Source organism: Anaerolinea thermophila UNI-1, assembly GCF_000199675.1.
GTDB classification, from domain to species: Bacteria; Chloroflexota; Anaerolineae; order Anaerolineales; family Anaerolineaceae; genus Anaerolinea; species Anaerolinea thermophila.
Window position 1 is genome coordinate 587,354 of the sequence record NC_014960.1, and the last position, 15,526, is coordinate 602,879.

The 15,526-nt window shown below is 55.1% G+C and carries 14 protein-coding genes; 11 read left to right on the forward strand and 3 right to left on the reverse strand.

Annotation, left to right across the window (positions count from 1 at the left end):
- The first annotated feature begins 54 nt into the window (after positions 1-54).
- Both ANT_RS02710 and ANT_RS02715 read left to right on the forward strand, forming a co-directional pair.
- Positions 55-1,554: a sugar ABC transporter ATP-binding protein gene (locus ANT_RS02710; protein WP_013558976.1), complete on the forward strand. Its 1,500-nt coding sequence runs from the start codon at positions 55-57 to the stop codon at positions 1,552-1,554.
- Positions 1,555-1,568: 14 nt separating this feature from the next.
- Positions 1,569-2,552: an ABC transporter permease gene (locus tag ANT_RS02715; RefSeq protein ID WP_013558977.1), complete on the forward strand. Its 984-nt coding sequence runs from the start codon at positions 1,569-1,571 to the stop codon at positions 2,550-2,552.
- A gap of 6 nt (positions 2,553-2,558) precedes the next feature.
- On the opposite strand, the gene ANT_RS02720 is transcribed toward ANT_RS02715, so the two are convergent.
- The 3 genes from ANT_RS02720 to ANT_RS02730 all read right to left on the reverse strand — a co-directional run bounded on the left by ANT_RS02720 (position 2,559) and on the right by ANT_RS02730 (position 6,061).
- On the reverse strand, positions 2,559-3,443 hold the full coding sequence (locus ANT_RS02720) for an ATP-binding cassette domain-containing protein (protein WP_013558978.1): 885 nt from the start codon (positions 3,441-3,443) through the stop codon (positions 2,559-2,561).
- Positions 3,440-5,002, reverse strand: a complete 1,563-nt coding sequence (locus tag ANT_RS17270; RefSeq protein ID WP_013558979.1) for a hypothetical protein — start codon at positions 5,000-5,002, stop codon at positions 3,440-3,442. The genes ANT_RS02720 and ANT_RS17270 overlap by 4 nt, the downstream gene beginning before the upstream one ends.
- Before the next feature lie 477 nt (positions 5,003-5,479).
- Positions 5,480-6,061 carry a peroxiredoxin family protein gene (locus ANT_RS02730; RefSeq protein ID WP_013558980.1) on the reverse strand — a complete coding sequence of 194 codons (582 nt, stop codon included), beginning with the start codon at positions 6,059-6,061 and terminating at the stop codon, positions 5,480-5,482.
- Positions 6,062-6,305: 244 nt separating this feature from the next.
- Between ANT_RS02730 and ANT_RS02735 the strand changes: the two genes are divergently transcribed.
- From ANT_RS02735 to ANT_RS02775, 9 genes are all read left to right on the forward strand, one after another.
- A complete protein-coding gene (locus tag ANT_RS02735) occupies positions 6,306-6,716 on the forward strand; it encodes a hypothetical protein (RefSeq protein WP_013558981.1) in 411 nt (136 codons plus the stop codon).
- 12 nt (positions 6,717-6,728) lie between these two features.
- Positions 6,729-7,793: a M42 family metallopeptidase gene (locus ANT_RS02740; protein ID WP_013558982.1), complete on the forward strand. Its 1,065-nt coding sequence runs from the start codon at positions 6,729-6,731 to the stop codon at positions 7,791-7,793.
- Positions 7,794-7,795: 2 nt separating this feature from the next.
- Positions 7,796-8,866, forward strand: coding sequence for a M42 family metallopeptidase (locus tag ANT_RS02745; protein ID WP_013558983.1), 1,071 nt, complete (start codon positions 7,796-7,798; stop codon positions 8,864-8,866).
- Between the two features lie 50 nt (positions 8,867-8,916).
- Positions 8,917-9,915 (forward strand): M42 family metallopeptidase, encoded by a 999-nt coding sequence (locus ANT_RS02750; protein WP_013558984.1) that lies wholly within the window; start codon positions 8,917-8,919, stop codon positions 9,913-9,915.
- Positions 9,912-11,261, forward strand: a complete 1,350-nt coding sequence (locus tag ANT_RS02755; RefSeq protein ID WP_013558985.1) for an extracellular solute-binding protein — start codon at positions 9,912-9,914, stop codon at positions 11,259-11,261. The genes ANT_RS02750 and ANT_RS02755 overlap by 4 nt, the downstream gene beginning before the upstream one ends.
- Positions 11,258-11,554 carry a hypothetical protein gene (locus ANT_RS02760; protein ID WP_013558986.1) on the forward strand — a complete coding sequence of 99 codons (297 nt, stop codon included), beginning with the start codon at positions 11,258-11,260 and terminating at the stop codon, positions 11,552-11,554. The genes ANT_RS02755 and ANT_RS02760 overlap by 4 nt, the downstream gene beginning before the upstream one ends.
- Before the next feature lie 61 nt (positions 11,555-11,615).
- Positions 11,616-12,674: an adenosine deaminase gene (add, locus tag ANT_RS02765; protein WP_013558987.1), complete on the forward strand. Its 1,059-nt coding sequence runs from the start codon at positions 11,616-11,618 to the stop codon at positions 12,672-12,674.
- Between the two features lie 13 nt (positions 12,675-12,687).
- Positions 12,688-13,461 (forward strand): 5'/3'-nucleotidase SurE, encoded by a 774-nt coding sequence (gene surE, locus ANT_RS02770; protein ID WP_013558988.1) that lies wholly within the window; start codon positions 12,688-12,690, stop codon positions 13,459-13,461.
- The gene (locus tag ANT_RS02775) at positions 13,440-15,512 is read left to right on the forward strand and encodes a WD40 repeat domain-containing protein (protein WP_041454549.1); all 2,073 of its coding nucleotides are present in this window, start codon (positions 13,440-13,442) and stop codon (positions 15,510-15,512) included. The genes surE and ANT_RS02775 overlap by 22 nt, the downstream gene beginning before the upstream one ends.
- Positions 15,513-15,526: the final 14 nt, after the last annotated feature.

Here is a 15,526-nt window from a genome sequence, read left to right on the forward strand (position 1 = left end):
CCGGGTGGGGGTGGCGCAGTGTGTGCCGCCCCCATCCCTCTTGCATGAGGGAGTATGACCGATACCGCCATTCCACGCCTGAAACTTGAGCATGTCTATAAATCCTTCCCCGGCGTTCAAGCCGTGAGCGATGTCAGCCTGGATGTGTACGGGCATCAGATTTTAGCCCTGGTGGGCGAGAACGGCGCGGGAAAATCCACCCTGATGAACATTATCAACGGGGTGGTGCCGCTGGACTCGGGAAAGATTGTTCTGGATGGACAGCCGGTGTCCATCACCTCGCCGCACCGCGCGCTGGAACTGGGCATCACCATGATTCACCAGGAACTGGCGCTGATTCCCGAATTGACCGTGGGGCAGAATATTTTCCTCGGGCGCGAGCCGCGGCGCTGGGGCATTGGCGTGGATTGGAAACGTTTGTACGCGCAGGCTCAGCGCGAACTGGATCGGCTGGGCATTGAGGTTTCGGCGCAAGCCACCATTGCCGATTTGAGCATTGCCCAGCGGCAACTGGTGGAGATTGCCAAAGCCCTGTCCTACAACGCCCGCCTGATTGCGCTGGATGAACCCACCAGTTCGCTCACTTCCCGCGAGACGGAGACGCTCTTCCGCCTGGTGCGCTCCCTGCGCGAGGAAGGTGTGGCGCTGATTTACATCTCTCACCGCCTGGAAGAAGTCTTTGAACTGGCAGACCGCATCGCCGTGATGCGCGACGGGCATCTGGTGGCGGTGGGCAACGCCGCCGAGTTCACTCCCGCCGAGGTGGTGCGCCTGATGGTGGGGCGCGAATTGACTGAATTCTTCCCCAAAGTGCCCGCTCAACGCGGCGAGCCCGTGCTGAAAGCCGTCAACCTGAAAGCCGGGCGCGAGGTTCGCGGGGTCAGTCTGGAACTGCACCGCGGCGAGATTGTCGGGCTGGCGGGGCTGGTAGGCTCCGGGCGCACCAATGTTGCCCGCCTGCTGTTCGGCGCCGACCGCCTTGAAGCGGGTGAAATCTGGTTTGAGGGCAGGAAGGTGCAGTTGCGTTCTCCGCAGGATGCCATCCGCCTGGGGATTGGACTGGTGCCTGAAGACCGCAAAGCCCAGGGGCTCTTTGCCGGGCAGAGTGTGCGCTACAACGCCGCCGCCGGGCTGATTCAGCGCCTCTCGCGCTGGGGATTCATCCGTTTTCAGGCGGTCAACCGCATTGTCCGCGAACTGGTGGAGCGGTTGCGGGTGCGCACCCCGCATTTGAATCAGAAGGTGCGCAATCTTTCGGGTGGGAATCAGCAAAAGGTGATTATCTCCCGCTGGCTCAGCCTCAACCCCAAGGTGCTGATTCTGGACGAGCCTACCCGCGGGGTGGATGTGGGCGCTAAAGCCGAAATCCACGCCCTGATGAGCGAACTTGCCGCCCAGGGCATGGCAATCCTGATGATTTCTTCCGAACTGCCGGAAGTGCTGGGGGTGAGCGACCGCATTCTGGTCATGCGCGAAGGGCGCATTGTGGCGGAACTGACCCGCGAAGAAGCCACGCAGGATCGCATCATGCAAGCCGCCACCGGTCAACTGTGATGGGGAGGGGAAACATGCTGAACGGAAATCATTCATTCTCATTCATCGCTTTCCTGCGCCGCACCAGCACCTATCTGATTCTGCTGGTCATTCTGGTGTGGTTTGCCCTGCTCTCCCCCGAGTTTTTGACGGTGGGCAATTTGCTGACCGTGGCACTGCAAACCTCGCTCATCGCGCTGGTGGCGATTGGGATGACCCTGACCATCATCACCGGCGGGATTGACCTTTCGGTGGGTTCGGTTGCCGCGCTGAGCGGCGCGCTGGCGGCAGGGCTGGCAACCCGCGGCGGGCTGGGGACGTATCCCGGGTTGCTCATCGGCTTGCTCACCGGCTTGGGCATTGGTTTCCTGAACGGCGCGATGATTGTCTGGGGACGCATCCCCCCCTTTGTGGCAACGCTGGCAAGCATGGCGGTTGCCCGCGGCTTGACGCTGGTCTATACCCAGGGGCGTCCGATTGCCGGGCTGGATAAAGCCTTCACCTTTTGGGGCGGGCAGGGCGCGCTGGGCATTCCCGTCCCGGTGTGGGTGCTGACGGTTGTGGCAGTACTGGCGTATTTCCTGCTCAAGCACACCCCGCTGGGATTGCACATCTATGCGGTGGGCGGCGGCGAAGAGACCACCCGTCTGGCGGGTGTCAATGTGGGGCTGGTTAAGTTCAGCGTGTATTTGCTCAGCGGGTTGTGCGCCGCGCTGAGCGGACTGATTCTCACCGCGAGGCTCTGGTCGGCACAGCCTAATGTGGGCGTGGGCTTGGAACTGGACGCCATCGCTGCGGCGGTGCTGGGCGGCACCAGCCTTGCTGGTGGGGTGGGCGGTATTCCGGGGACGCTCGCCGGGGCGTTTATTATTGGTGTGCTGTCCAATGGCTTGAATCTGCTGGAGATGCCCTCGTACAATCAGCAGGTGGTTAAGGGGCTGGTGTTCATCCTGGCGGTGATGCTGGATTACTTCATCAAACAGCGTCAGGTGAAACCTAAAGGGAATCCCACGGGATAGAGAGTTTTAGACGTTTTCACTCTCTTCAGATGTTTGTTGAATTAACCAGAGGTAAGCATCTTCAAGGGTGGGTTCAATATTTTCAGATGTGTGAGAGGGCTTTTCTGAAGAAAGCACGCGATGTTCTGTGCCGCTTGGTGTAGTTTTAGAAGAGATAAGGCGTAAGTTTTTCTCGGCGTTTAATTCCGACTCTGGAACTATCCGAACTTTTCCTTTAACTTGAGAAAGAAGTATTTCCGGGGCGCCGTGAAATAATAAATTTCCATTGGTAATCACTGCCAGATCCGAGCAAACCTGGTTAACATCTTCAATGATGTGAGTGGAAAGGATGACGATTCGTTTTCCAGCCAATTGGAACAGCAAATTCCGAAAATGAACCCTTTCTGCTGGATCAAGGCTCGCGGTGGGTTCGTCCACAATGAGGAGTTTAGGACTTCCTAAGAGAGCAATTCCAATCCCTAATCTTCGCTTCATTCCCCCTGAAAGGGTATGAATACGTTCTTTACGGGCTGATCTTAAGCCTATCTGTTCCAGCACATTATCGATTTGTCTATTTCTGTCCTTCGGATCGGTGATATTTTTCAGAATAGCAAAATAATCCAGTTCCTGCTCCACTGTGAGTTTGAGATGAAAGCCAATCTCCTGAGGCAAATATCCTAAAGACTTTCTGGTGCTTACTTTTCCTTCTGGGGTTTGTAAATCCTTACCAAATATAAGTACCCGTCCTGCTGTGGGAGTAAGAAGTGTAGCGAGAATTCGCATGAGCGTAGTTTTTCCCGCTCCATTAGGACCTATAAGGCCAAACATTCCCTCATGGATGTTCAGGCTGAGAGAGTTCAGGGCTCTTTTGCCATTTGGATAGACCTTTGTTAAGTTCTCAATCTCTATCATGCTGAAAAAACATCCTTTTCAAAAACTTTCATTGCAATGTTCCAGATTGCCCAGGTTTGCAATGCGCCGGAGAAAACAGGTAAGGGAAGGTAATAAAATGGCACTACAGGCGGAGAGGATGCCGCTGGCATATACAGTAAGCCCATTTGAAGACTCATCTGGTTGAGGAAGGTCTCAATCGTCATGCGTCCTGTGGGAAAAAGGATATTTCCAAGGATATTATTTTCGGTTATGACAGTAAGGACAAGAAAGATGATGGTGATTAAACCCCCAAGGAATACAGGAGGCTGTTTTCCACTCATTCCTCCAATCAGGATGCTCAAACTGCAAAAATACATCAGGCTGGGAACGACTCCCAAGAGAAGTATTCCAAAGTAATGCGAAAAGAGTGTCAGAGAACTGAATAAGGCAGTGATTGTCAACAGGAAAAAAGAAGGGAGGAGACTGAGGAGATAGATTCCTCCAGTAATAACGCATGCTCCTGCTACTTTACCAAAGAGATATCTCTGTGGAGAGATATTTGCCAGTATGGACTGATCCAGTAATTGTTTTCTATCCTGAGGAATCCGCTGAACTAGAAAAATGGGAAGAAAAGGGAAAAGGAAGAAGACCAGCGCAGTATGAGATTGGATAAGAGATAACGGCAATGTGTCAAACCCCAAGCGCAGTGCGTCAAGAAGAGGCAACAAAAATGTAAATAAAAGACTTATGCTCGTTACCATGATAGGGATTGTGCCTTCTGCGAGAATGAGCCATGCTTCATAACATATAAGCCCTAGGGATTGATTTGAAGGAATGGGTAATGGCTCGGAGAATGCCCTGATTATTTTCTCGAAAAAAACGTTTTTATGGTTTGCTGATTGATGTGCCAGAGAAGATTCCCCTGAAAGCAAACGGTCTGTATCGTTTGTAAGATAAAGCCCATGGGCAAAGGCTAATCCCCCCAAAAGACAATAAATTGATCTGGATACCCCCCAGAGTACAGGATAGTCTAAACCATCAATGACTCTGTATGGGTAAATTACCGGATTTAGAAAATTTGGAAAAGGGATCAGGATTGAGAAAAGAAATGCCATTAATCCCCACAACCGCCCTTTTCTTGAGTCGCGCCCGATCATTGTCCCCCAAAACGCAATTCCCCCGAAAAATAAACTATTGCTGGCGACATTGATGACACCAAGGGCCAAAAGCACACCTTGAGATAGGTTTTCTGTGATGAATGCTGAAACCCATGAGATAACTGCTGAAGAAAAGATAAGAGTTAGCCAGTGAACAATTATCCTGGATATAGTAACCTGCCAGTTTGGGCAAGCCATAGTACTGTGTAACTCAAGGGAAGGGGTATCTTCTGGTTTTAAGGCTGAAGAAAATAGGAATGGGCTGAGGAATGCGCTTAAGATTGCCAGATATTTCACAAAGGCAATGATTCCATCACCTGTTTGAGTATCCGTAAATGCTAATAAAGATGCACTCGTAAAGGAAATACATGAATAACAGAAAGTACTGTACCCATAGATGGCAAAAGAGAAACTTAACTGGCTAAGAGCACGTTTCATCATAACAAAAGGAAAAAGATACCTTCCGGATGTTTGTCCTTCAACCCGAAGGTAGAACGCAGTCTTACCAGTAAAAGTATAGGATAGATTTACACAATAATGGTATTGAGATTTTCTCAGGAAATGATAATTATTGGCACTTGCCTATTCCACAGGGAAGGTACTGGCATCCTGCCTTGACACTGGTTTGATTACAGCGTGAGTCGTAACATATTTCCAGCATCCCATTGTAGAGCACTCCAATTCCGCCAGGACATACTTTTGAATGACACCATCCACACAAAGTGTGTGTCACGCAACATGTAGTCCCTGGTAAACATGGACAACTTGCACTTACAGGTGAGGAGGCTGAGGAAGCCCAAACGATACTTGCTCCCGCTAGAAAAATTGAGAAGACGAAGAAGATCACAATCAAGCGAATAATGAATTTGCTATAAACTATCATTTCAGAACTCTCCTTTCTAACAGATCTAACAGAATTTAGTTACTGTTTTGATTGCATTTTCTAATCAATTCCTCAAGATGCTCTTCAGTATTTGCAAACCCTTTACTGCAAATTTTCCCAACTTCATCGATTACGTAAAAGAAAGGCGTTCCGGGTACTTGGAAATTTTTCCCAATTTCGGAGTTCCCCTGTTCAAGGGTTAAGATGGGAAAGTTGAATTGTTGTTCCTGTACTAATTCCTGATTCTCTTTAAGTGTTCCTCTTGAAATCAATACAATTTGTAGGTTGGAAGATTTCTTACTGAAAGAGCGAAGCTCGGGATACATTTTTTTACAGTAAGGGCAATCAATGGATGAGAATCCCAATAAGATTTTTTGTCCCAGGAAATCGTGTAAGGAAAAATATTTTCCGTCTGTGTTTGGCAAAGTAAAGTCTGGCGCATTTGTATCAATAGATAAGCCTGAGTTCTGACCTGCATCGACAGGGAAATATTCCATTAAAACTAAAATTTGATTTTGCAACTGATTTACACGGATGAACAGACCTGCTATTGCGATAAATAAAAGAAAAATGGTCCCCATTAGCATTGAAGTGAAAATCTTTGATTTCTCAGTCATTTCACTTCCTCAAAAATGATCAATATATTGTTTGCTCCAAAAGAATGATTGTGTAATTTGGAATTATTTATAAATTTAGCAAAAAAAAATAAAAGTCAATAGGTTGAAACAGAAATTTAAGACTTGTGTTTATGAAGGTTTAGACAGTCCGCTCAGAATTATTTAGATTCGATAATTTGCCCCTTCTCAAAAAACTTGCCACATCGTCCCGCTGATGTTATGATGAAAGGAAGCGGGAACATCTATGACAGAACACGAAAATCACCTCGACCAGCAACGCGCTGAAATTCGTAAAGTTTTGATTGTCATCATTGTGGTGGCTTTTGCCTGTTACTGCGTGGGTCTCAGTATTCTGCAGTTCAATGCCTGGATCAACCGTCCCACTGCCACCCCCACGGTAACCCCGACCATCACCGAAACCCCTGCGGTGACAGTGACCCCGCCGCAAGCCTCGCCGACCCTCATCACCCTCACCGCAACGGGAACCGGCACGCCTACGATGACCCCCTCGTTTACCCCCACTTTCTTCACCTTTACGCCAACGGTGACGGCAACCTCAACTCCCACGCCGCCGCCACCTACTGCGACGAATACGCCGGTGCCTCCCTCGCCCACCGAGACAGAGACGCCGGTTGCCCCCACAACATCCCCCTGATCGAAGACAACTATGACAGACATAAAAGACTTTCTCAAAGAACTGATTTCCCTGCCGGGTCTCTCCGGCTATGAAGCACCCGCGCGGGAGGTCATCTCCCGTGAGTGGCAGACGCTGGTGGATGAACTCAGCGTGAGCCCGTTGGGCAGTCTGCACGCCCTCAAACGCGGGTCATCTCCCGAACCGCGCCCGCGCATTTTGCTGGCGGCGCACATGGATGCCATCGGCATGATGGTCACCCGCATCACCCCGGAAGGCTTCCTCGGCTTTACCGAGGTAGGCGGGCTGGATCCGCGTATTCTGCCGGCTCAGCCGGTGCGCGTGTACGGCAAAGAGCCTCTGCGCGGGGTGATTGTCCAGCCCTCTGACCGCCTTCTGCCCCCCTCGCAGAAGGGCAAACCGGTGGAGATGAAGCACCTGCTCATTGATACCGGCTTACCCGCCGAGGAAGTGCGCCGCCTGGTAAAGGTTGGCGATCCCATTGCCTTTGATACCGAACCGCTGGAACTCCCCGAGGATTTAATTTGCGGTCACACCCTTGATAACCGCGCTTCGGTTGCCGCGCTGACGGTTTGTCTGCAAACGCTTCAGCGCGCCGCCCACGATTGGGATGTGTACGCCGTGGCTACTGCGCAGGAAGAGGAAACCCTCGGCGGCGGGTTCACTTCGCCGTTTGAGATTCGCCCCACCCTGGCAATTGCCATTGACGTGACCTTTGCCAAAGGTCCGGGCGTGAACGATTACCGCGGCAAGACGCTGGGCGGCGGAGTGGTGCTGGGCTGGGGTCCGCAGTCGCATCCGCGCGTCTTCGATGACCTCAAAGCCCTGGCGGAACGCCTGGACATCCCCTTTGAGATTGAAGTTTATCCGCGTGCTTCCGGAACCGATGCCTATGCCATGCAAATTGTCGCTGAGGGCATTCCCACCATGGTGGTGAGTATTCCCCTGCGTTACATGCACACGCCGGTGGAGGTGGTCTCGCTCAGCGACATCCGCCGTGTGGGCAGACTGCTGGCGGAGTACATCCTGCGGTTAACCCCTGAAGATGTGAAGAAGATTCAATGGGAGGAGGCATAACCATGAGCCCTGCAACCCCTGCCCCTCAAATTGGCGCAGAGCAGATTGCTCTGTTGGAAAAACTCTCCAATGCCTGCGCCGTTTCCGGCGATGAAGCCCAGGTGCGCAAAATCGTCCTTGAAGAAATCAAGCCCTTTGCCGATGACCTGCGCGTGGATGCGCTGGGCAACGTCCTGGCGGTGCGCAAAGCCCGCACCCCCAATGCCCTGCGGGTGATGGTGGATGCCCATATGGACGAGGTCGGTTTCATGATTGTCGAGGACGACAAGGATGGGCTGTTCCGTTTTGTTGCCGTGGGCGGGCTGGACGAGCGCACTCTGCCCGGCAAGAAGGTGCTGGTCGGTGCAGAGAATGTTCCCGGCATCATTGGCGCCAAACCCATTCACCTCACCGAAGAAGGCGAGACCGAACGCAAGATTCCCATCGAGTCCCTGCGTATTGATGTGGGTCTGAAGGGCGGTAAGAAGGTCAAGGTGGGCGACCGCGCCACCTTTGCCACGCGCTTCTGGCAGTCGGGCAATGCCCTGTTTGGCAAGGCGCTGGACGACCGTCTGGGTGTGGCAACCCTCATCGAACTGTTCAAGAACCCGCCGGAGAACATTGAACTGCTGGCGGCGTTTACCGTCCAGGAAGAGATTGGTTTGCGCGGCGCGCGCCCGGCGGCGTACGCTTTCAACCCGCAACTGGCAATTGCCCTGGACTCGACCCCCGCCAACGACCTGCCCATGTGGGATGGCAGTGAGAATATCTTCTACAACACCCGCCTGGGCGCCGGTCCTGCGCTGTACATTGCCGACTCGGCAACTCTGTCCGACCCGCGGCTGGTGCGCCATTTTGCGCAGACGGGCGAGCAGATGGGCATCCCCTTCCAGTTCCGCCAGCCCGGTGGAGGCGGCACCAATGCCGGCGCTATTCACCGCGTGCGCGAGGGCGTGCCTTCGCTCTCGGTTTCGGTACCGGGACGCTTTGCCCATACCGCCATCATGCTGGCGCGTCTGGATGACTGGCAAAACACGCTCGCGCTGGTGTATTATGCCCTCTCGCGCCTGGACGCGGGCATCCTTCAGCGTTGAGGTTCTTCAGCGATTCGACCCTGCAATCATAGAATGGAGAAAGAAAAGCCATGAAAGCATTAATCCAAAAACTGGTAGAGACCGTAGGACCTTCCGGCTACGAAGAAAAGGTGCGCGAGGTGGTGCGCGCGGAAATTGAAGGCTTGGCGGATGAAATCAAGGTGGATGCGCTGGGCAACCTGATTGCCCGCAAGGGAAGCCGTTCGGAAGGCGGTATGCGCATCGCCATTTCTGCTCACATGGACGAGATTGGTGTGATTGCCACTCATGTGGATGAAAATGGCTTTGTGCGCTTTACCACCATTGGCGGCGTCTCTCCGCGCACGTGCATTGGCGGGCGGGTGCAGTTCCTCAACGGCACGCGCGGCGTGATTTACATGGAAAGCCTGGAAAGTGCCACCGCTCTGCCCACGCTGGATCAACTGTATATTGACGTAGGCGCGTCCAGCCGCGAAACCTGCCCGGTGAAGGTGGGAGATATTGCCGCGTTTGACCGTCCCTTCATGGAACTGGGCGACCGCCTGGTTTCCAAAGCCATGGATGACCGCATCAGCGTGGCGGTGATGATTCAAGCCCTGAAGGAACTCTCCAGTACCCCGCATGAACTGTATTTCATCTTCAGCACGCAGGAAGAGGTTGGACTGCGCGGCGCTACCACCGCGGCGTACGGCGTGGATCCCGAACTGGCGCTGGCGGTGGATGTGACCCGCACCGGCGATACCCCCAAGGGCGTCAAGATGGAAGTGGCGCTGGGCAAAGGACCTGCCATCAAGGTGCGCGACAGTGGCATGCTCTCCGACCCCCGTGTCATCCGCTGGATGGTGGAGACGGCGGAGAAAGCCGGTATCCCCTATCAACTGGAAGTGCTGGAAGGCGGCACGACAGATGCCCGTGCCATGCAGTTAACCCGCGCCGGCGTTCCGGCGGGATGTCTTTCCATCCCAACGCGCTACATTCACAGCCCCTCTGAAATGGTAGATTATCAGGATGTCCTGCAGTCGGTGCGCTTGCTGGTGGCTTTGCTAAGCGCCCCGGTTACCCTGAAATGAGCGCTGGGCTTTCTTACAAACGCTCGTCTTCTCAACCGCATCGCCTGAAGCCTTTCAGGCGGGCGGTTGTTTTGCTTTTGAGCGCCCTGCTGTTCCTCAGTGGGTGTCTGCCCCCCTGGCTGGCATCCCCTACGCCCACTGCCTCTCCCCCCTTACCGACAGCCACTCCCCCGGTCAGTCCAACCCCTTCCACGGAAGCCCTGGCAACTCCTACGGTCAGCGAACCGCTGGTACTCTGGTTGCCGCCGCAATTTGACCCTGAGAGTGGCAGCCGCGCGGGTAATCTGCTTAAGGAACGCCTGGCGGCTTTTGAACAGGAAAACGGGATTCAAATTCGTGTGCGCTTGAAAGCCGTGAACGGTCCGGCTGGTCTGCTGGATTCACTTACCCTTGCCAGCGCCGCCGCGCCGGCGGCTTTGCCTTCGGCCGTGCTTTTACCTCGCCGCGATCTGGAAGATGCTGCGCTGAAGGGAATAATCTATCCGCTGGATGGGTTAAGCACAGCCATTGATACCTCAGACTGGTATGATTATGCCCGCGAACTCGCCCTGGTGCAGGGCTCGGTGTACGGTTTGCCCATGGCGGGGGATAGCCTGGGGCTGGTTTATCGCAGCGAGTGGCTGGCGCATTCGCCCAATTCCTGGCAGGAAATTCTTGAGCAGCGCTATACCTTTACTTTTCCGGCGCAGGAAAACCAGAGTCTGGTGACGCTGGCGCTCTATCTTTCGGCAGGGGGAGATACGCAGGACACTCAGCGCCGCCCTCTTCTGGAAGAAACACCACTTCAAACCGTGTTTACGTGGTATCGCAGTGCCGCAGAGCGGGCAGTGATTCCCATCTGGACGGCACAGGTTGAGACCTATTCACAAGCCTGGCAGGCTTACCAGGATCAGCGCACCACCATGGTGGTGGCATGGGTAAGCACATACCTCTCGGATTTCCCCCCAGATTCGCTCTTTGCTCCGCTCCCTTCGTTGGGGGATGCCCCCGCCAGCCTGGCGACCGGCTGGGTGTTAGCCGTGGCAGAGCCTGATCCGCAACGCCGCGTGCTGGCGGCGCGTTTGTGCGAGTGGCTGACGCAAAGTGATTTCCTGGGGGCATGGAGTGAAGCCGCGGGTGTATTACCCGTACGCCCCAGTGCCTTTCCTTTGTGGAAAAATCAATCTTTTGTGCCGGTTTTTCAACGCATGGCTGAGACTGCTCGTCCGATTCCTTCTAATGAAGTCATTACCGTTCTGGGACCGGTTTTGCGGGAGAGCACTCTGGAAGTTCTGCAGTTGAAAACTCTCCCGGCTTCTGCTACACAGGACGCTGTGAAAAAAGTTGCCAATCCGGGGGTAAAATGAACGAAAAAACCTCTTCGGTGATTCAGTACGCCGATCTCCGGGTACTTGCCATGCTGGGGGTGTTGTTGTTTTTCCTGTTCCTTTCCATGGGTTCTGGCATGATGCAGTCCTCACCCGTAGAAGCCACCCCCACGTCCGAAGGCGAGATGCTTGCCCCTACGGTTACCCCTCTTCCGCCGGAATATTTGGGGAACTACGCCCAGACTACCGGAATCATCCTGGCAACCTCGGTGATTGTATTGATTGTGGTTGGAGGGGTGCTGTACGGCTTGCTTTCCAATAAAAAGCAGTGAAAAGGTTTTCATCCGGTCTCTCTCTTGATATATAATCACATCAGGGAGGGTGGAGTGAAGTATGGGCTGGTATCCGCGCATTCCAACAGGTGAACTCTCGCTGTACCGGGCAATTCCAAAAGTGGATCTGCATCGCCATCTGGAGGGTTCTCTGCGGTTGGAAACATTGCTGGATATTGCCCGTCAGCATGGCTTGACCATCCCTCAAACGCATTTCCACTCTCTGGTGCAAATGCAACAGGATGAGCCGCTGACCTTTACCAACTTTCTTTCCAAATTTCAGACCCTGCGCATGTTTTACCGTTCCCCTGAGGTGATTCGCCGCATCACCCGAGAAGCCATTGCCGATGCGGCGGCGGAAAACGTGCGCTATCTGGAACTGCGCTTCACCCCGGTTGCCCTCAGCCGCTTGCAGGGTTTCTCTTACGACGAAGTGATGGATTGGGTCATCCAGAGCGCTGAAGAAGCCAGCCGGGAGTACAACATTAAAACCCGTCTGATTGTCTCGGTCAATCGCCACGAGCCGGTGGACCTGGCAGAGCAGATTGTTGAATACGCCATCCAGCGCCGTGAGCGTGGCATTGTGGGTTTCGATCTGGCGGGGAACGAGGTGGAGTTTTCTGCCTTGCCTTTTGAGGGGGTCTTCCGTGAAGCAAAGAAGCATGGATTACAATTGACCGTACATGCCGGCGAGTGGGGCGGGGCGGAGAATATTCTGGAAGCCATTGAGTTCCTGGGTGCAGAGCGCATCGGACATGGCGTCAAGGTCCTGCAGACCCCCCGTGTGCTTCAAGCCGCGCGGGAGCGTGGCATTGCTTTTGAAGTGTGCATCACCAGCAATCATCAGACGGGTGTGGTCGGTGCAGTTCGTCAGCACCCCCTGCCGCAGATGGTCCGGGAAGGCTTGAAAGTCACCATTAACACTGATGACCCTGGTATTTCCCGAATTACGCTGACGGATGAGTATCGCGTAGCGCTGGAAGAACTGGGAATGCCGGTAGCCGTGTTCAAAGATGTGGTGCTGAATGCCGCACGCGCCAGTTTCCTGCCCCCGGAAGAACGACAATCCCTTGTGGAAACACTGGAACCGGAATTGAATCGTACGTTACAATTCCTTTAGAGGTGAAAAATTTATGCCCCATGTTCTCATTACCAACGATGACGGCGTGCATGCGCCGGGAATCTTAGCCCTTGCCCAAGCCCTGCAAACCCTGGGCAAGGTGACGGTCTTTGCTCCCGATCGCAACTGGTCGGCTTCGGGACATGATAAAACCATGGACCGCCCTCTACGGGTGCGCGAAACGCATCTCGCCGATGGCACCCCTGCGCTTACTTCGGATGGTTCGCCCGCCGATTGTGTTGCCCTTGCTCTGCTGGGGGTGATTCAGGAACCAGTGGATGTAGTGGTGTCCGGCATCAACGCCGGTGAGAACCTGGGACAGGACATGACTTACTCCGGTACGGTGACCGCCGCTATGGAAGGCGCGCTTGCCGGTCTGCCTGCCGTGGCGGTTTCCATGAAACTGCCTGCTAACGGCAGTAAACCCGATTTTAGCGCCGCCGCGCAAATTGCCCGCCGGGTGGTGGAACGGGTCTTGCGCTTCGGCTTGCCGCCGCGCGTGGTGCTGAACGTCAACGTTCCGCCCCTGCCGCTGGACCAAATCAAAGGCATTCGCATTACCCGCCTGGGAGAGCGCATTTACCGCGACGCCCTGGTGACCCGCTATGACCCGCGCCACAAACCCTATTACTGGATTGGCGGTGAGCCGCCGGATGGCGTTCCCGAAGAAGGCACTGATATTGGCGCACTCGCCGAAGGTTACGCCTCGATTACGCCTTTGCACCTCGATCTGACCCTGTACAGTTTGATGGAATCGCTCCGACAATGGAACTGGGAGGAAGAATAAGCCCACAGGTTTCCGGGAATGCGCCGCTGAGGACCATCGGCGGTGTATGCCTTTGCCTGATGATGCTGTTCACCGCGTGTTCGGCTCCGCCCACCCCAGCGCTGTCTACCCCTTCTCCCAGCCCTTCGCCTACCTTGACGGCAACGGTTACGCCTTCTCCGACCGCTACCTTTACCCCCACGCCGACCCCTACGCCCACCCCCACGCCTACGCCGGTGCGGGCAGGTACGCCATTTGCCCTGAATCCTGAAGGAATTCTGGAGATTCATCTCCCCCAGGTGGTGGAACTGGCGCGCTGGGGTTACGGTTCCAGCCGTGATTTGGCGCTCTCTTCGGATGGGGAATGGCTGGCGGTGGCAACCCGCCTGGGGGTGGTGCTGTACCGTGCCAATCCCTTAACCTTCCACACCCTGCTGAATGTCTGGGAACCCGTTCAGGTAACGTTTTCTCCGGATTCCACCCGCCTGTACGTTGCCGGTGAGGAAATTGAAGAATGGAATCTCGCTTCGCTGGAGTGGGTGCGCGCTTTTCCTTCCCAGGGCGCTTCCACGGCGGTGGAAATGCTGGTTGCCCGGGATGGGCAAACCCTGGGAGTGCTCTATCCCGACCCGGGCGGGAAAAACGCCCTTCTGCTGGAACGCTGGAATGCGCTTGCCGGAACACTCGACTCTACACAGCGCCTGCCTTCGCCGGGTTCAGCGGTACGGGAAGCGGCGCTCTCGCCCAATTTAAGTTTTGTTGCCCTGCACGGTGGCGGGCTGGTGCAACTGGTGGATGCCCGCACGGGCGAAGCGCTTACCCTGCTCCCGGCTTCGCAGTCGGCGCCGGGCAGAATGACTTTCTCGCCGGATGAATCTCTGCTGGCGGTGGCGTACCCCGATCAGCGCGCTGATTTTCAGAACACTAACCGCGTGGAAATTTTCACCGTGCCGCACGGTGTGCGTCACTCGACCCTCAGCCTGAGCGGCGGCGAAGGCAGAGATCAGCCCATCATCAATCTGGCGTACAGTCCCGCTGGCGATGCTCTCGCCGTGGGCTTTGCCAACCGGGTGGTGCGTCTCTGGCGGGAATCAGGCGCGCCGCGCATGGTCCTGCAGGGCGAGAGCGAACCGGCGCAGATGCTTTTCTCTCCCGATGGGGCGCGTTTGTTTTCTTCCGGCGTGGATGTTTGGAAACTTGCTGACGGGGAACGTTTGGCTTCCAGTGGCGAGCATTTTGCCCCGCTGAACGATTTTGTCCTTTCTCCGGATGGCTCGTGGGTGGCGCTGGCAGGCTTCGGCAGGGTGGAACTGCGACAGATTCAGGATGGGCAAATTCTGCGCACCATCACCGAGGGCTTGAGCGGGGAGGTTCGGGATGTGGATGTCTTTCCCGGCGGGCAGACGATGGCCACCACCGGCAATGAGGGCATGGCGCACCTCTACCGCGTTTCGGATGGGCGTTTCCTCTCCCGTTTGGGGGAGACCGGTCCGCGCTTGTGGGCGGTAGCGTTCTCTCCCGATTCCCGCTGGCTAGCGTGGAGTGGGGAAAACGGCTATCTCTATATCTATGATCTCGAGCGTGATTTTCTGGCGAAGAGAATTGAAGAGCCTTATCTGGCGACACGCATCCTCTTTTCTCCAACCAGCCAGCAAATGGCTGTGCTGACTTCTGCGGGGGTGAATCTCCGTCAGGTGAACGGGACACTGGTACGCACCATCGGTGGAGCAGGGCTGGAAGATCTGGCTTTCTCGCCGGATGGCGGAACGTTGTTTGTGGGGGGCAATCAAGTTCTTCGTGCTGTGGTGACAGGTGATGGCTCAGACCTGTGGAAATCCGATTACGACCCTCAGCAATCACCGACGGCGCTGGCAGTCTCGCCGGATGGGGCTTTCCTGGCAGTGGGCTGGCAGGATGGGCACATTGAATTGCGCTGGGCAGGCAGTGGAGAGGTGTTGCGCATCCTTTACGGGCATCACGGCGCGGTGACCCGCCTGGGATTTGCACCGCAAAGCCGTTTGCTTCTCTCGCTGGGGCAGGATGGTACGGTGCGCTTATGGGGTGTTCCCTGATGAAGCGCTGGTTA